Genomic DNA, 15,814 nt, shown 5'->3' with positions numbered 1-15,814 from the left:
CCGAGCCGCCACATTCTTCATCTCATTGTGGCAAGCCAACAGCGCATTGCGCGCCCTGGGCAGGCATCCAACAAGCATTGGACGTTGGCCATGGCAATGCTGTGCACACGACCTGCCTCCCGTGGCGGTGTTTTGCTTGTGAGTGTGCGGGTGATTCTGCACCGCCCAAAGCGACAATGGTCCCAAAGGATCTGCCGGGCCCGATGCTGTCGCCCGGCCCACCGCCATGCGCACTGCTCTCTTCGTCGACTTCGACAACGTCTTCTCAGGCCTGATGCGCCTGGGGCCCGCCTATGCCGAGGCCTTTGCCCGCAACCCGTCCCGCTGGCTGGCCTGGCTGATCGACAGCGTGCCCCTGCCCCCTGGATCGGACAGCGAGACGTCCCGGCGCGTGCTCGTCCGCCGCTGCTACCTGAACCCGGAGCCCTACAAGCGCTTCCGAATCGGCTTCAGCCGCGCCGGCTTCGAGATCGTGGATTGCCCGCCCATGACCACGGCCGGCAAGACCAGCACCGACATCCACATGGTGCTGGACATCGTCGACGTGTTGCAGGCCAACACCCATTACGACGAGTTCGTCGTGTTCTCGGCGGACGCCGACTTCACCCCGGTGCTGCGCAAGCTGCGCCGGGAAGACCGCCGGACCACCATCTTTGCCGCCGGGGCCACCTCGGCCTCCTACGATGCCTCGGCCGACCTGATCCTGGACCCGGAAGACTTCATCCGCGACGGGCTGGGCTTCCATGACGACGAGGCCCCGGTGGGGACCACCGACACCGAGGGCCTGATGACCCAGGCCGAGGCCGTGGTGTGGCGCATGGTCGATCAGGCCGATCAACCGGTGCCGCTCCCCGCCCTGACCAAGGCCCTGGCGCTGCAGGTGCCGGAGCTGCCCCTGACCCACTGGGCCGGCAAGGGCACCTTCCTGGCGCTGCTCAAGAGCCTGCCCATCGCGCCGCTGCGCATCGACCGGGAGATGAATGCGCTGCTGGATCCACGGCGGCTGACGCCGCAGGAGCCCCAGGATCTGGAGCCGCAGCCCCCGGCCCCGGCCCATCTGCCGGCGGCCGCGCTGCTGGCTCAGGTGGAGAGCCTGATCGCCCAGGAAGTGGCGCGCTCCAGCCGCCCCATCCCGGTGGTGCGGCTGGCCCAGCTGGCCCGGGCGGGCATCCCCGGCCTGGGCCATGACTGGGCGGGCATGGGGTCCTGGAAGCGGCTGCTGGATTCGATCCACCCGCCGGGCGTGAAGATCATCTGGGAGCAGCTGGCCGGCTACGCCCTGGACCCGGAACGCCACGCCCTGGACGACATTCCGGGCAAGACCGCCCCCTCACCACTGGCCGCCGTGGTGGAGCCCCTGCTGGAAGCCGCCAACCTGCCCATCCTGGATGCCGATCGCTACCGCGCCACGCTGGAAGCCCTGTCGGAAACGCTGGACGCATCGGCCGACTTTCAGCTGGCCGACGTCACCAAGGGCATGCGCGACGGCACCCAGGCCCGGGGCAAGGCCGTCAGCCGGGTCCACTGCAACACCCTGCTGCGCACGCTGCTCTTCAACGGCTTCCAGCCGGGTTCGGATTCGCACCGCTTCGAGGACCTGGTGACGACGACCTGCGGCGTCATCGCCGCCGCTGCGGCACGCGAAGGGCTCAAGATCGGTGACAGCGAGCGTCAGGCCCTGCTGGCCTGGATGACGGCCAACCCGCTCTGATCAACGCCCACCGGCCAGCCCTGGCGGGATGTCATCCCCTGGGCTGGCGAGGGTTCGGGCTGACCCGGATCGGCAAGCCGCGCGCGCCTGCCTAGCATGGCGCACATGGTCGACTGCAACGCCACCTCCTCCGCCGCGGCACGGCACCGTGTCACCACGCACGGCCCTGCCGACGCTGCACGCACGCTGCTGCTGGTCCATGGCTTCGGCACCGACCAGAGCGTCTGGGACGGCCTGCTGCCGTTGCTCGCCCCCCGCGACCGGGTGATCACCTACGACCAGGCGGGCTGCGGCAACTGCGATCCCGCCCTCTTCGTCCAGCACCATTACCTCAACCTGCATGGTTTCGCCCAGGATCTGGCCGCCCTGGCACGGGCCCTGGGCCTGCGTGACGCGGTGCTGGTGGGGCATTCCTTTGGCGCCATGGTGGGGGTGCTGGCCACGCTGGAGGTGCCCGAGTGCTTCAGCCGCCTGACCCTGATCGGGGCCTCGCCACGCTACCTGGATGATGGCGACTACCAGGGCGGGTTCAAGGAGGAGGACATCCGTCGGGTCTACCAGAGCGCCCTGGCCAACTACCGCGAGTGGGCCGATGCCTTCGCCCCGATGGCGATGGGCCAGGCAGACCGGCCCGACCTGGCCCAGCGCTTCGCCGAATCCCTGAAGAGGATCCCGCCCGAACGCGCCCTCACCATCCTGTGCGCCATCCTGCAGTCGGACCACCGGCAGGCGCTGCCCCGGCTCCAGCATCCGGTGCAGCTGCTGCAAACCAGCCGTGACAGCTTCGTCCCCCAACCGGTGGCCGAGTACATGGCCCGCACCCTGCCGCAGGCCACACTGCGGATGCTGGATGCCGATGGGCATCTGCCCCATGTCACGGCCCCGCAGCAGGTGGCGGCGGCCCTGCACGGCTTCCTGCACTGAGGCCGAGACGGCTCGCTGACGACGGGCGGGGGAGCGGTGTGACAAGGCGCAGGCCGGGGCGCTCGGCACTCGGCTTACCATCGGTCCCATGACGCCGCCGTCCCTGGGATCCACCCCATCGCTCGACCAGCTGTTCGAGCAGCTGCCAGACGCTGTCTATCTGCTGGACCCGGCAACCTCCCAGGTGTTGTGGTGCAACCGGCTCGCCTGGGAAGGCCTGGGGCTCACGCCGCAAGAGGTGCTGCACCACAGCGTGCTGAGCCTGCAGATGGATGTGACCGGCCTCCCCCAGTGGAGCGAGATCGCCGAGGTGATCCGCACGTCCCGGCGCTACACCTTCGTGGGGCGGCATCGTCACGCGCTGGGGCATGAGGTGCCGGTGGAGGTGAGCACCAGTGCCTTCCACTGGGCCGGCCAGGAGTATTTTCTGTCGGCGGCGCGGGACATCTCCCGCCGCGTGGCGCTCGAAGGCGACCTCAACACACGCGAAAAACAGCTCTGGTTCGCGCTCAACGAAGCCTCCGACGGGCTGTGGGACTGGAACGTCCTGACCAGCGAAGTCTTCTTCAGCCCGCAGCTCAAGCGCATCCTGGGCTATGGCCCGGATGAGATGCACCCGACGCTGGACACCTGGACCGACAACGTGCACCCGGAGGATGCGCCGAGGGTGCTGGCCCGGCTGCGCGAGCACCTGGAAGGCCGGCGCCAGCGCTATGAGGCCGAGTACCGGCTGCGCTGCCGCAACGGCAACTACCGGTGGGTGGAAGACCGGGGCCGGGTCTGCGAGCGTGACACCCATGGCCAACCCACCCGGGTGGTGGGCATGGTGCAGGACGTGAGCGCCCGTCACGAGGCCCAGGAAGAACTGCGCCGGCACCGCGAACACCTGGAAGAACTGGTGCAGGAACGCACCTCGGCCCTGTCCGACGCCAAGGCGGCCGCCGAGGCGGCCAACCGCGCCAAGAGCCGCTTCCTGGCCAACATGAGCCATGAGCTGCGCACCCCGCTGGCCGGCGTGATCGGGTTGAGCAGCCTGGCTCTGGAAGAGACGCGCGAACCACGGCTGCTCGACCGCCTGAGCAAGATCGAGCAGGCCTCGCAGCACCTCCTTTCACTGATCAACGACATCCTGGACCTGTCGAAGATCGAGGCGGAGCGCATGGTGCTTGCAGCGGAGCCCCTGACGCTGGGCAGCGTGCTGGACAGCGTCAGCCATCTCTCGGCCCACCGCGCCCAGGCCAAGGGGCTGACACTGCAGGTGGCCCTGGCGCCAGACCTGGCCCAGCGCCCGCTCATCGGCGATGCCCTGCGCCTCAAGCAGATCCTGCTCAACCTGGTGGACAACGCCATCAAGTTCACCGACCAGGGGAGCGTGCGGGTCAGCCTGCAGGAAGCCACGCCGGTCGATCCAGCGCTCCTGTCCTTGAGGGGCGACGTGACGGACAGCGGCATGGGCATCGCGCCAGAGGTCTGCCCGCGCCTGTTCCAGCCCTTCGAGCAGGCCGACAGCTCCACCACCCGCCGCCACGGGGGCACCGGCCTGGGACTCGCCATCTCGCGTCAGCTGGTGCGCATGATGGGCGGCGACATGGGTCTGGAAAGCGCACCGGGCCATGGCACGCGGGTCTGGTTCACCCTGCAGTTGCCGCTGGCCACCCGGCCGACACCCCACCCACCGCAGACCCGCGCCCCCGGCGCGGAACTGCTCGCGCTGCGGCAGCAGCATGCCGGGGCCCGGGTGCTGCTGGTGGAAGACGATCCGGTGAGCGCGGAGGTCTGCGCTGCCTTGCTGCGCCAGGCCGGCCTGGTGCCGTCCCTGGCGCTCGACGGACAAGACGCCATCGAGCAGGCGGCCCACACCCCCGTCGATCTGGTGCTGATGGACATGCAGATGCCCCGCATGGGCGGGCTGGAGGCCACCCGGCACCTTCGCGCGATGGCGGGGGGCCTGCGCCTGCCCATCATCGCGCTGACCGCCAACGCCTTTGAGGACGACCAGCAACGCTGTCTGGCCGCGGGCATGGACGACTACCTCACCAAGCCGGTCGACGCCACCCGGCTGTACGCCGTGCTGCTGACTCAGCTGCAACGCACCCTGGCCTGACCCGGGCCGCGCGGCAGGCACCCGTCAGCCACACAGGTCGACCACTTCGGCCAGCCCCTCCCGCGCCATTTCCATCTGGGTCTTGATGCAGACGAGCACATCGTTGGAGGCGGGCGGAAAGACCTCCAGATCGTGGCTGATCGTGTCGATCCAGCACTTCAGGGTGCGGCAGGCCGACTGCTTGTCCAAACCCGCCGCCAACAAGGCCTCCACGGGATAGCCGTCCAGCGCCGCCTGCAAGGAATCCGGCAGGCTGTGCAGCGATTCTGGGACCGGGTTCATCACGACATCCTCCTGGGTTCAGTGGAGCATGCCCCGGGGGGAGCGTGCCTGTTGCAGGTCAATTTCTGCGGTCGCCTTCCGCTCTGGATCGGCCGGCCGCCCAGACCCGGACAAAACGGCCCGCACACGGGCCCAGATCATCGAGGCCGCGCTGGCCGAAGGACGACGCTTTCCCTTCCTGGTGCACATCCGCCACCGGGCCCGGCAGGGCTCATAAAATGACGGGTTGGTCACTTTCACTGGGCCGACGTCTGCCGACCCACCCCATGTTGTCCTGGACCCCCTTTGCCCGCGTGTGCTTTGCCATGTGTGTCGGTGTGATGGGCACGGCGCTGGCCAGCCCGCTCTACCCGCTCTACCAGGACCGCTGGCAGCTGCAGGCCGGGGACATCACCCACATCTTCACGGTCTACATGGGCGGGGTGCTGGTCAGCCTGCTGTTCCTGGCGCGGTTGACTCACCGCGTGGGCTACCTGCCGGTGCTGCGCGGGGCGCTGGTGCTGGTCACCGCCGGCGTGCTGCTGTCCGCCGTGGCCTGGAACCCCGCCTCGTTCGTGCTCAGCCGCCTGGCCATCGGCCTGGCCTCGGGGCTGATCACCACCTCGGCCTCGATCGGCCTGTCCCAGCTGGGCCAGCCCGGTGACGGCCGCCGCACCGCCGCCCTCACCACCTTCGCGATGACGCTGGGCTTCGGCCTGGGGCCGCTGGTGGGCGGCGTGATCGCCCAGTGGCTGCCGGCCCCGCTGCACAGCGCCTACCTGCCGTCACTGCTGCTGGGGGGGCTGGCCTGGCTGGCCCTGCGGCCACTGGCGGCCCCGCAGGCCACCAGTGCGGCCCTGCCGCCGATGCGGGCGGCCGACTGGCTGCCCCGGGTGATGCTGCCGGCCCCGGCCGTGCGCCGCTACTTCTGGATCGGGGGCTTGAGCGCCTTCACCGCCTTTGGCATGTTCAGCCTGTACGCCTCGCTGGCCCCCAGCTTCATGCGCGAGCTGCTGCCCTGGCACGGCCCGGCCATCAGCGGGCTGTCCATCGCGATGATCCTGTTCCTGTCCTCGGCCTTCCAGCTGATGGCGCGGCGCCTGAGCACCAAGGCCTGCGCGGTGGGCGGCCTGGCCACGCTGGCCCTGTGCAATCTGCTGCTGATCCTGACGGCCCGCACCGGCGCGCTGAGCCTGTTCGTGCTGAGCGTGCTGGTGACCTCCTTCGGCCACGGGCTGGCCAACGTCACCGGCATGTCGGTGGTCAACAAGGTGGCCAACACCGACACCCGCCCGGGCCTGCTGTCGTCTTACCTGATCGTCGGCTACCTGGGCACCATCCTGCCGATCCTGGCGATGGGCGCGCTCTCCGACCGGCTGGGGTTGAGCCAGGCGCTGGTGATCTTCTGCACGGCGATGGCGCTGCTGTCCGCCGTGCTGGCCGCGGCCGCGCAACGCCTGCCCCCGCTGCCCCTGCCCCGCAGCGCCTGAGCGCGCCGGGGGGGCGTGGCCTCAGCGGCTGCCGCCCTTGCGGGGGACCGGCGGCGTGCCGCCCTCGCCCAGCATCCGCTCCAGCCACAGCAGCCCATCCACCTGGGCCACAAAGCGCTCGAAGTAGGCCGGCGAGAGCTGGCGCATCTGCTGCAGCGCCTTGTGCACCAGGTGCTGGGAGTTGAGCGGCCCGGCGTTCTGCGGCAGCGCCGCACGCGACTGCGCCAGCCGCTGCTCGGCGTTCAGGCGCTTCCAGGCATGGCGGAAATGGCGCACCGACTTCAGCTCACCCGGCGGCGGCACCGTCCCCGCGGCATCGGGCGGGCGGGCCGCCGCGGCGCCCGCGTCGGCGCGCGGGGTGGCGGCCCCGGGAGGCGACCCCGCGCTGTCGGCCAGGCGGGCCAGCAAGGCCTGCAGGGGGTGCGCCGCGTCACGCGGCGTCACGGTGGGCGCCGGCACGGCCGTGGCGGCCTGCAGCGCCTGCACGCCCTGCTGCAGCCGCTGCTCCAGCAGCTGCCGGGCGCGGCCGGACCGGGTGGCCAGGCGCCGGGCCAGGGCCTGCAGATAAGCCCAGCGCACAGGGTCGACACGGTCCGCCCCGGCGGCCTGCAGCGCGGCCAGCCAGATGTGCGGGTCGGCGCTGCGGTCCGGCTCAGCCATGGGCGGGGGCGGAAGCGGGTGCACCGCTGCGTGCCGGGCGGGGCATTGGGGCCATCTCGACCCGGCGGTTGCGGGCCCGCCCCTCGGCGTCGGCATTGGACGCCACCGGCTGCTGCGAGCCGAAGGCCGCCGCGAAGACGTTGCCGGCCGGCACGCCCTCCTCGATCAGTGCGCGCGTGACGGTCAGGGCCCGCTGGGCGGAGAGCTCCCAGTTGTCGGCAAAGGGGCGCTCGGCCGGGGTCTTGGCCGCCGCCTTGCCGCCGCCGCTACGCACGGTGCGGTCGTCGGTGAAGCCGCTGACCATCAGCACCTCGTCGCGCGCCTTCAGGTAGGCGCCCAGCGGCGCGGCCAGACTTTTGAGCAGCTGGCGGCCCTCGGGCTGCAGGTCCGCCGAGTTGAAGGCGAACAGCACGCTGCCACGGATGCCGATGCGGCCGTGGTCCAGCGTCACCCGCCCGGCCGCCAGCGGGCCGGCCAGCGCCTGTTCCAGGGCCTGGCGGCGCTGGGCTTCCAGCTGCCGCTGCTGCACCTCGCGGTCCAGCCGGCTGCTGAGCTCGAACTGGGCGGCCAGCACGCACAGCAGGATCAGCACCAGCGCGCCCACCAGGCCGGACATCAGGTCGGCGAACACCGGCCAGACCGGCGCAGTGGCCTCCAGATCGGCCTCGGCCACGTCGCCGTGCTGGGCTTCGCCCATCATGCGGTGGCCCCTCCTTCAACCCGTTCGGCCGGCGCCCCGTGCTGGCTGGCGATGCGCTGCAGGTCGTCCAGGATCTGCTTTTGCGACAGGATGCTGAGGTCGATCACCTCGCGCGCCTGGGCCACGTAATAGGCCAGTTGCTCGTCGCTGCGGGCCAGCGACTGGCCCAGCGCGGTCTCGATGCGTTCCAGCTGCGTGCCCAACTGCTGGCTGGACTGGCTGAACAGCTGCACCGCCTGGCCAAAGGCCTCGCCCAGACTGGCCACTTCGACGGCGCCATCGGTGAGCTGCGCGGCCACCTCGCCCAGCGGCTGGGCCTGGGCGGCCAGGGTCTCACTGAAACGGGTGACGGCGGCCTCCAGTGTCTGGGCCGACGACGCCACCAGCGCGTCGATCGCGCCGCGCTGCTCGGTGGCGGCCTGGGTCACCGCGCCCAGCAGGGTGTCCAACGTGGCCAGCAGGCGGGCCCGCTCGTCAAGCTGTGCGTTGTCGCGCGCCATGCTGGCCGACAGCTGCTGGCGCAGTTCGGCCATGACCTCGGCGGCAGCACGCGGGGCCTGGGCCGCGGTGTCCACCAGGCGGCTGACTTCGCTGACGGTGCTCTGGACATGCGCCTCGGCCTGGGCGGTGATCTGCTGGGCGGTGCGGGCCAGGGTCTCGCAGATCTGCTGCTGCTGGGCCAGGGCCTGCGCGCCGGCCTCGCCCCAGTGCTGCCGCAGCTGGGCGGACACGCCCTCCAGCGCCTGGGTGATGGCCGCCAGCCGCGCGGCGTCGCGCTCGCCGGCCGCCGCCTCCAGCGCCGCCTGGGCCTGGCTGATGCCCGCCACCAGCGTGGCGGCGTGCTGCTCGAAGCGGGCCGAGGCCGTTTCCAGCGCCTGGCCCACCCGCTGCTGCTGCGTCAGGGCTTCGCGGCCGGCCTCGGCCCAGGTCGCCTGCAGGCGTTCGGTCAGGCCCTGCAGGCCGCTGCGCATCTCGGCCAGGTGGGCGGCGTCGCGGGCGGTGGTCTCGGCCTGCTGCGCGGCCTGGGCCTGGGCCAGGCGCGCCACCAGCGCAGCGGCCTGCTGCTCGAAACGCTGGGCCGCGGCCTGCTGGGCCTCGCGGGCCTGGTCCATCTGGGCCTGCCACTGGGCCAGCTGCCCGGCCTGGCTGTGCTGCTGCTGTTCGGCCAAGGCACTCACCAGCCCGGCGGCGCGCTGTTCGAACTGGGTGCTGAAACCGTGCAGCGCCTGCTCCAGGGCCTCGGCCTGGACCTGCTGGGCCCGGGTCTGCGCGGCCAGCGCGGTCTGCCAGCCTTCGGCCACGCGGGCCTGGCTGGCCTCGAAGCCCTGGCCCAGTTGGACCAGCTGCTGCTGCACGCTGCCGGCCAGCGCCTGCTGCAGGGCCTGGGCCTGCTGGGCGATGCCGCCCAGCGTGCGCTCCACCACCGGGGCCAGCGTGGCGCTGGTGGCGCGGGCGCTCTCCTGCAGCGCGCGGTCCAGGCTCTGCTGCAAGGACCGGTCCACCGAACTGGCCAGGCCGCTGTAGGCCGCCTCGGCCCGGCTGTGGAACTCGGCCTGCCCGGCCAGCAGTCGGTCCTGCGTGTCTTGCGAGCGGCGGTCCAGCCCCTCCACCAGGGCCTGCAGCCGGTCCACCAGCGCTGGCATCAGCGCCGTCTGCTGCTGCAGCAGGCGCAGGGATTCTTCTCGCTGCGCCACGGCCGAGAAGCCGCGCAGCGGCTGGGCGATGGCCGCGTCGAGCTGTTGCACTGCCGCCAGGCGCTCACGCCGCGCCAGGGCCGACAGCAGGCCCAGCGCCGCCGAGCCGGCCACGCCGGCGATCGACGTGCCAAAGGCCAGGCCCAGGCCCTTCACCGGCGTGACCAGCGCATCGCGCACGGCGGTCAGGTCGGTGGAGAGTTCCAGCATGGCACCGGTGCCCCGCAGGGTCAGCACCATGCCCAGGAAGGTGCCCAGCATGCCCAGCAGCACCAGCAGGCCCGACAGATAAGGCGCCAGCGCCGGCCCGGGCAGGGGCGCCGACAGCCCCTCCACCCGGCGCCGCACCGCGTTGCGCAGGCCCGCCGGCAGGCCCTCCAGCCAGGCGGCCAGCGTGGCCGGCGGCTCGGTCAGCGCGGCCACGCTCTGGCTCAGCAGCACGGTCTCGCGGGCGAAGCGACGCAGCTCCAGCGCCCCGGTGCCATACAGCGCGGCGATCAGCACGGTGACGGCCAGGGCCAGCGGGTTGACGCCCACATAGCCGGCCCCCACCCAGACGATGCCCGCCAGACCGGCGAGGAAGACAAACAGTTGCAGCGATCGGTTCATCGGTTTGTTCAAGTCAGGAGGTGGTGGCCTGGCGCAAGGCGTCCAGCAGGCCCTCCACGGGTTGCAGGCGGAAGGCCAGCTCGGCTTCCAGCAGGGGCTGGAGCTCGCGCTGGAACCGCGGGTTCAGGTCGTCGGCCGCCTCGGCCTGCAGGCGCTCGTAGCGCTGCGCCAGCAGACTGGGCACCTGGGCCAGCAGGCTGCGCGCCTGCGCGCCCACCACGTCTTCCATCACCACATCCAGCGTGGCGAGATGGGCCAGCGCCGGCGAGGCGGCCGCCACCGCGTCCCGCACCCGCTGGCGCAGCGACCCGATGGCGTTGTCCATGGCCTTCTGCGCCGCCAGGTAGCGCTGCCGGTGGAGTGCGAAGCCCTCATCCTCGGCTCCTTCGGCCGCCAGCCGGGCCTGAACCCGCGGCGAGACCGCCACCCGGGCCGCGCCGCCCGTGCGCCGCGGCCCGGCGGGCTCGCCGCGCAGATGGGCCAGCAGCTGCTGCCGCACCCGGGCCAGCTCGCGCTCCTCGGTGGCCAGGCGTTCGGCCGGGCTCCACAGCCCCGGCGGCACCGGCGCGGCCGGCCCGCCCAGGGCCGAAGACAGCGCGATCGCATCCGTCCAGTCGAACCAGGCGCTCAGCCGCTCGCCAAAGGCCGCCCGCGCCTGTGCCGCCGGCACGGCCCCGCCCCAGGCCGCCAGCAGGCGGATGAAGGCGGAGCCGCCCAGCAGCCCCGCAGCGGCAGCCGGCGGCACAGGCGAAGAGGGGGCGGCGGCACGCGCCGAAGAGGAAGCCACGGATGCGCAGGGAAAAAGGCTGGATTTTACGGGGCGGGCTACCATCCGCCGCTTCGCTGCCCACCGCCTTGCGACATGCCCACGCCGACCGCCCCGACCGACGCCCTCGCCCCGACCGTCCGGCCCTCGGCGCCGCCCTGGATCTTCATGGTGCTGATCGTGCCCTTCGGGCTGGTGGGCGGCTTTCTGGGCGTGGCCCTGGCCTATGAACTGAAGCAGGCCGGCGTCTCGGCCGCCGCCATCGCCGGGCTGATAGCGCTGAGCTATGTGCCCAACACCTGGAAGTTCTTCTGGGCCCCACTGGTGGACCTGAGCTGGACCCGGCGCCACTGGTACCTGGCCTCGACGCTGGTGACCGCGCTGGGCATGGTGGGCATGGCCTGGTTCTCGCGCGACGCACTGCACTGGGGCGCGCTGACCGTGGTGATGCTGATCACCAACGTCACCAGCACCGTCTCCGGCATGGCGGTGGACAGCCTGATGGCCCACAGCACCGCCGACGAGGAGAAGGGCCGGGCCGCGGGCTGGTTTCAGGCCGGCAACCTGGGCGGCGGCGCGCTGGGCGGTGGCCTGGCCCTGTGGCTGGTGCAGGACTGGCAGGTCTCGGTGCTGGCCTCCGGCTGGCTGATGGCCGCGCTGTGCGGCCTGAGCTGCCTGCCCCTGCTGCTGCTGGCCGAGCCGGCCAAGACCCCGCACGATGCGCGCGCCAGCCACGCCAGCGGGCTGGCCCGGCTCAAGGGCGTGGCCTGGGGCCTGTGGGGCGACCTGTGGTCGGTGGTCTCCTCGCGCGCCGGGGGGCTGGCCCTGCTGGTCTGTTTCCTGCCGATCGGCAGCGGCGCGGCCTCCAACCTGTGGTCAGTGATGGCCGGCGACTGGCAGGCCAGCGCCAACACGGTGGCCCTGGTCAACGGCGGACTGGGCGGCGTGGCCTCGGCGGCAGGCTGCCTGATCGGCGGCTGGGTGTGCGACCGGCTGGAGCGCAAATGGGCCTACTGCCTGTTTGGCGCGCTGCAGGTGCTGCTGGCGGTGGCCATGGCCGAAGCGCCGCACACCGAGGCCAGCTTCGTGGTGCTCAGCAGCGCCTACAACTTCGCGGTGGGCATGGCCTACGCCGGCTTCTCGGCCCTGGTGCTGGAGGTGATCGGCCGCGGCGCGGCGGCCACCAAGTACAACCTGATGGCCTCGCTGTCGAACATCCCGATCGGCTACGTGACCTGGATCGACGGCCTCAGCTACGAACGCTGGGGCGCCCGGGCGATGCTGAATCTGGAAGCGCTGATCGGGGTCTTGGGCCTGCTGTGCTTCGCGCTGGCCGCGCATGTCGTACGCTCGCGGTCCCGCCGCCAGGGGCCGCCACTGACGGCCCCCTGACCCGAGATTCCCTCCCCCCACGGATGAACCGATGCTGTTGATTGTTCTGGTGGCCGGCCTGTGGGCCGGACTGCAAAACGCCCTGGCGGGCGGTGGCTCCTTCGTCACCCTGCCCGCCCTGATCCTGACCGGCATGTCGCCGCTGGCGGCCAACATCACGTCCACCGTGGCGCTGTTTCCGGGCCAGGTGTCGTCGGGTTGGGCCGGCCGTCGGCTGGTCAGTGGCGTGGGCACCCTGCCCTTCAAGGCACTGTTCATCCTCAGCCTGGCGGGCGGCGCGCTGGGCGCCCTGCTGCTGCTGAACACGCCCTCGTCGGTGTTCGCCCGCCTGGTGCCCTGGCTGGTGCTGTTCGCCACCGCGGTGTTCGCCTGGGGCAGCTTCCTGCGCAAGCCGGGCCAGAACGCGGCCCACCTGGGCCCGGTCAGCGCCGGGGTCGTGCAGTTCCTGATCGCCATCTACGGCGGCTACTTCGGCGGGGGCATCGGCTTTCTGATGCTGGCAGCGCTGACCATGGCCGGCATGGCCACCCGCCATGCGGGCGCCACCAAGAACGTGCTGGCCGGGGTCATGAACGCCTCGGCCGTGGCCTTCTTCGTGCTTTCGCCCGAGGTGCACTGGGTTCCGGCGCTGGTGCTGGGCAGCGGCGCGCTGGTGGGCGGCCTGGCCGGGGCCTGGGCGCTGCACCGGGTCAACGAGCGCCTGCTGCGCATGGCCATCGTCGCCCTGGGCGTGGCGCTGACGATCGGCCTGTTCCTGCGGCCAATCTGATCGGCCGATCTGGGTGGCCGTCAGCCGACCTGGGCCAGCTCGGCCGGCGCCGGCGACACGCTGACGAAGACCCCGGCCCGGCCGGACCGCTTGGCGCCGTAGCAGGCGGTGTCGGCCTCGTGCAGCCAGGCACGGCCGTGGCCCATGCGATCCTCCCAGGAGGCCAGGCCGATGCTGGCACTGACCTGCAGCACATGGTCCCGCCAGGGCAGGCGCACCTCCAGCACCGCCGCCAGCAGCTTGTGGGCCAGGCGTTGCGCCCATTCGGGCGGGCAGCCATCCAGCAGCACCGCGAATTCGTCGCCACCCAGGCGGCCCACCGCGTCGCTCTGGCGCACCCCGTTCTGCAGGACGCGGGACACCGCCTGCAGCATCGCATCCCCGGCCTGGTGGCCCTCGGTGTCGTTGATGGGCTTGAAATGGTCCAGGTCGATGACCAGCAGGGCGGCCGCACGGCGCGGCTGGGCGTCCACAAAACGGTCCAGCCGGGCCAGGAAGGCCGCGCGGTTGAGCAGGCCGGTCAGCGCGTCGTGGCTGGCCGACCATTCCAGTTCATGGCGGGACTGCACCTGCTGCGTGATGTCGCTGAGCGTCAGCACCACGCCGGCTTCCAACTGGTCCATGCGCACCGGCCGGGCATGCAACTGCCCCCAGAACACGCTGCCCTGCCGCCGCAGGAAGCGGTGTTCGCCCACGTAGGGTTGGCCGGACTGGAAAGCCCTCTTCACCGCGATGCTCAGCGGTCCCTGCTCATCCGCATCGGCCAGCAGCACACCCAGCGGCAGCTGGCGCAGCTCCTGGTCGGTGTAGCCCAGCAGCCGGGCCAGCTCGGCGTTGAACAGCGTCAGCCGATCGCGCCGCACCAGGCCCAGGCCCAGCGGCGCGGCCGCCATCACGCCTTCCAACTGCTCGAACAGCTGGCGGTTCTCGCCATCCTTGCGGGCCAGGGCCTGGGCCACCTCGCGCAGCGTGGTGCTCAGGGCGCCGATCTCGCCACGCGCCCGCGGCCAGCCCGAGGCCGGACGCTGCCCGCCATCGAGCATGCCCATCACCCGCCGCTCCAGCCGGGCCAGGGGGCTCAGCTGCCAGCCCAGGTAGAGCATCAGCGCCAGCGCCAGGCCCAGGGCGACCCCGAAGGCCCAGCGCAGCGAACGGGTGCGCAAGGCGTCCAGCGGCGCCAGCATGGCCACACGCGAGTAGGCCCGCCAGACCATCCAGTCCGGCCCCGGAATGCCCGCCCCGACCAGCAACTGGTCCCCATCGGCCCACACCAGGCCCATTGGCTCGACCGGGCTACCCGCCTCACGCCAATGGGCCAGGGCCCGAGCCAGGTTCTGGTCGCGCAGCGCGGCCGGCATCCCGCGCGTGGGCTCCCCCTGCACCAGGGGCTGCCCCTGGGCATCGGTGACAGCCAGCAGGGTCGAACTGGCCCCCTCGCCGAAATCGGGGCCGACGTCGCCGACATCCCGCAGCAGCCCCTCGTTGAGGGTCAAGGGCAGCACGCCCCCCAGCACCGCACGCACCTGCCCCGCCCGCTCGATGGGCTGCACCAGCACCACATGGCTGAGCTGGCCTTCACTGGCGTGGAACCACCACATCGTCGGCCGCCGTTGACGCACGGCGGCCTGGAAACCGGCCTGCTTGCCCAGGGAATCCAGCAAACGGTCGGGCTCCGCCGCGCCAGCGCTCTTGCCGATCAGCGCCCCTTGCGGATCGGCCAGGAAGACGCGCTTGAACAGCACATGCAGCCCCGGCCGGCGCCCTGGCGAGACATCCCATTGCTGCAGCTCGGCCACGGTGCTGGCCGCCGCCGCCAGGGCCCGCTGGCGGTCCACCAGCTGCCGGGACAGCAGCCCCGCACTGCGGGCCGCCTCCTGCAGCACCATCTGGTGCGCCCGCTCCTCGGTGTCGCGCTCGGCATCCTGCACCAGCAGCCAGGTGGTGCAGCCGGTGGCCACCACCACCGCCAGCAAGGCCCCCAGCGTCAGCCGCAGCAGCAGCGAGCCGCGCCAGCGCGAAGGCATCCACCCGCGCCACCAGGGCACGGATGAAGCGGACGGGGAGGCAGCGGCGGACGTCATCGAATTCATCAGTAAAATTACCGATGACGTTGTATCGCGCTTTCAGGCCAAAACTTTAGGGCTCCCGCACCAAGCTCCCCCCGCCCGTGTCGAAATCGGCATCCAGCGCCGGCATTCGCACCGCACCATCGGCCTCCCAGTCGACATGGGTGATGCCGGGTTCCTCGGCCTCCAGCCGACGGCGCTCGATCTCTTCGGGAGTCAGCAGGCCCAGGCTGGCCTGCCAGGCGCTGGCCTGCTCGTCAGCGGCTTTGCGCCGTCGGGCCTCGTCCAGCGCCTGGCCGATGTGCTGCCGCAGGGCCTCGGGGTCCCAGGGCTTGGTGAGATAGCGGAACACCCCGGCCTCGTTGACCGCCCGTTGGGCCGTGGCGAAGTCGGCCGTGCCGGTCAGCAGGAGCCGCACGGCCAGGGGTTGCCAGCGGGCCACCTCGCGCAGCAGCGCCAGGCCGTCCAGCCCGGGCATGTGCAAGTCCGCCACCACCACGTCGTGGGCGTGGGCCCGGGCCAGCGCCAGGGCCTCGGCCCCACCGACGGCCAGGTCGAAGTCCAGGTCGGGCTGCAGGCCGCGCAGGTTGCGCTGCAAGGCCTTCAGCTGGGCCGGTTCGTCATCCACCAGCAGCAGGCGTGCCATGGTTGTCTCCTGGGTTGGTTGG

13 protein-coding genes are annotated in these 15,814 nt (G+C 71.7%); 6 read left to right on the top strand and 7 right to left on the bottom strand.

The annotated features are described in order from the left end of the window. Positions 1 to 226: 226 nt before the first annotated feature. The 3 genes from KGA65_RS00610 to KGA65_RS00600 all read left to right on the top strand — a co-directional run bounded on the left by KGA65_RS00610 (position 227) and on the right by KGA65_RS00600 (position 4,739). Entirely contained in the window at positions 227 to 1,711 is a 1,485-nt protein-coding gene (locus KGA65_RS00610; RefSeq protein WP_225861202.1) for an NYN domain-containing protein, read from the top strand. Between the two features lie 96 nt (positions 1,712 to 1,807). Beyond that, entirely contained in the window at positions 1,808 to 2,635 is an 828-nt protein-coding gene (locus KGA65_RS00605; RefSeq protein ID WP_225861201.1) for an alpha/beta fold hydrolase, read from the top strand. Between the two features lie 88 nt (positions 2,636 to 2,723). Continuing rightward, positions 2,724 to 4,739: a PAS domain-containing protein gene (locus tag KGA65_RS00600; RefSeq protein ID WP_225861200.1), complete on the top strand. Its 2,016-nt coding sequence runs from the start codon at positions 2,724 to 2,726 to the stop codon at positions 4,737 to 4,739. Between the two features lie 24 nt (positions 4,740 to 4,763). On the opposite strand, the gene KGA65_RS00595 is transcribed toward KGA65_RS00600, so the two are convergent. Further along, positions 4,764 to 5,021, bottom strand: coding sequence for a hypothetical protein (locus tag KGA65_RS00595; RefSeq protein WP_225861199.1), 258 nt, complete (start codon positions 5,019 to 5,021; stop codon positions 4,764 to 4,766). Positions 5,022 to 5,287: 266 nt separating this feature from the next. Here KGA65_RS00595 and KGA65_RS00590 point away from each other — a divergent pair, with 266 nt between their 5' ends. Further along, on the top strand, positions 5,288 to 6,490 hold the full coding sequence (locus KGA65_RS00590; RefSeq protein WP_225861198.1) for an MFS transporter: 1,203 nt from the start codon (positions 5,288 to 5,290) through the stop codon (positions 6,488 to 6,490). 21 nt (positions 6,491 to 6,511) lie between these two features. Here KGA65_RS00590 and KGA65_RS00585 read toward each other — a convergent pair whose 3' ends face one another. The 4 genes from KGA65_RS00585 to KGA65_RS00570 are packed head-to-tail and all read right to left on the bottom strand — an operon-like array spanning position 6,512 to position 10,940. Next, positions 6,512 to 7,150, bottom strand: coding sequence for a DUF2894 domain-containing protein (locus KGA65_RS00585; RefSeq protein ID WP_225861197.1), 639 nt, complete (start codon positions 7,148 to 7,150; stop codon positions 6,512 to 6,514). Continuing rightward, positions 7,143 to 7,847, bottom strand: a complete 705-nt coding sequence (locus tag KGA65_RS00580; protein WP_375142592.1) for an OmpA family protein — start codon at positions 7,845 to 7,847, stop codon at positions 7,143 to 7,145. The genes KGA65_RS00585 and KGA65_RS00580 overlap by 8 nt, the downstream gene beginning before the upstream one ends. Next, the gene (locus KGA65_RS00575; protein WP_225861195.1) at positions 7,847 to 10,153 is read right to left on the bottom strand and encodes a DUF802 domain-containing protein; all 2,307 of its coding nucleotides are present in this window, start codon (positions 10,151 to 10,153) and stop codon (positions 7,847 to 7,849) included. Before KGA65_RS00575 ends, KGA65_RS00580 begins: the two co-directional genes overlap by 1 nt. 13 nt (positions 10,154 to 10,166) lie before the next feature. Further along, on the bottom strand, positions 10,167 to 10,940 hold the full coding sequence (locus KGA65_RS00570) for a DUF3348 family protein (protein WP_225861194.1): 774 nt from the start codon (positions 10,938 to 10,940) through the stop codon (positions 10,167 to 10,169). Positions 10,941 to 11,015: 75 nt separating this feature from the next. Here KGA65_RS00570 and KGA65_RS00565 point away from each other — a divergent pair, with 75 nt between their 5' ends. Both KGA65_RS00565 and KGA65_RS00560 read left to right on the top strand, forming a co-directional pair. Beyond that, positions 11,016 to 12,311 (top strand): MFS transporter, encoded by a 1,296-nt coding sequence (locus KGA65_RS00565; protein WP_225861193.1) that lies wholly within the window; start codon positions 11,016 to 11,018, stop codon positions 12,309 to 12,311. A gap of 31 nt (positions 12,312 to 12,342) precedes the next feature. Further along, positions 12,343 to 13,080 carry a sulfite exporter TauE/SafE family protein gene (locus KGA65_RS00560; RefSeq protein ID WP_225861192.1) on the top strand — a complete coding sequence of 246 codons (738 nt, stop codon included), beginning with the start codon at positions 12,343 to 12,345 and terminating at the stop codon, positions 13,078 to 13,080. A 20-nt stretch (positions 13,081 to 13,100) separates the two neighbouring features. On the opposite strand, the gene KGA65_RS00555 is transcribed toward KGA65_RS00560, so the two are convergent. Continuing rightward, entirely contained in the window at positions 13,101 to 15,104 is a 2,004-nt protein-coding gene (locus KGA65_RS00555; protein WP_225861191.1) for a GGDEF domain-containing protein, read from the bottom strand. Between the two features lie 112 nt (positions 15,105 to 15,216). After that, entirely contained in the window at positions 15,217 to 15,792 is a 576-nt protein-coding gene (locus KGA65_RS00550; protein ID WP_225861190.1) for a response regulator, read from the bottom strand. Positions 15,793 to 15,814 lie beyond the last annotated feature (22 nt).

Origin of the sequence: Ideonella benzenivorans (assembly GCF_020387415.1) — a bacterium.
GTDB classification, from domain to species: Bacteria; Pseudomonadota; Gammaproteobacteria; order Burkholderiales; family Burkholderiaceae_C; genus Ideonella; species Ideonella benzenivorans.
This window is presented reverse-complemented; position numbering and strand designations above follow the sequence as displayed.

Coding starts and splice junctions, on each gene's coding strand:
- KGA65_RS00610 (WP_225861202.1), top strand. CDS start 227: ATGCGCACTGCTCTCTTCGTCGACTTCGACAACGTCTTCTCAGGCCTG.
- KGA65_RS00605 (WP_225861201.1), top strand. CDS start 1,808: ATGGCGCACATGGTCGACTGCAACGCCACCTCCTCCGCCGCGGCACGG.
- KGA65_RS00600 (WP_225861200.1), top strand. CDS start 2,724: ATGACGCCGCCGTCCCTGGGATCCACCCCATCGCTCGACCAGCTGTTC.
- KGA65_RS00595 (WP_225861199.1), bottom strand. CDS start 5,021: ATGAACCCGGTCCCAGAATCGCTGCACAGCCTGCCGGATTCCTTGCAG.
- KGA65_RS00590 (WP_225861198.1), top strand. CDS start 5,288: ATGTTGTCCTGGACCCCCTTTGCCCGCGTGTGCTTTGCCATGTGTGTC.
- KGA65_RS00585 (WP_225861197.1), bottom strand. CDS start 7,150: ATGGCTGAGCCGGACCGCAGCGCCGACCCGCACATCTGGCTGGCCGCG.
- KGA65_RS00580 (WP_375142592.1), bottom strand. CDS start 7,847: ATGGGCGAAGCCCAGCACGGCGACGTGGCCGAGGCCGATCTGGAGGCC.
- KGA65_RS00575 (WP_225861195.1), bottom strand. CDS start 10,153: ATGAACCGATCGCTGCAACTGTTTGTCTTCCTCGCCGGTCTGGCGGGC.
- KGA65_RS00565 (WP_225861193.1), top strand. CDS start 11,016: ATGCCCACGCCGACCGCCCCGACCGACGCCCTCGCCCCGACCGTCCGG.
- KGA65_RS00560 (WP_225861192.1), top strand. CDS start 12,343: ATGCTGTTGATTGTTCTGGTGGCCGGCCTGTGGGCCGGACTGCAAAAC.
- KGA65_RS00555 (WP_225861191.1), bottom strand. CDS start 15,104: ATGCCTTCGCGCTGGCGCGGCTCGCTGCTGCTGCGGCTGACGCTGGGG.
- KGA65_RS00550 (WP_225861190.1), bottom strand. CDS start 15,792: ATGGCACGCCTGCTGCTGGTGGATGACGAACCGGCCCAGCTGAAGGCC.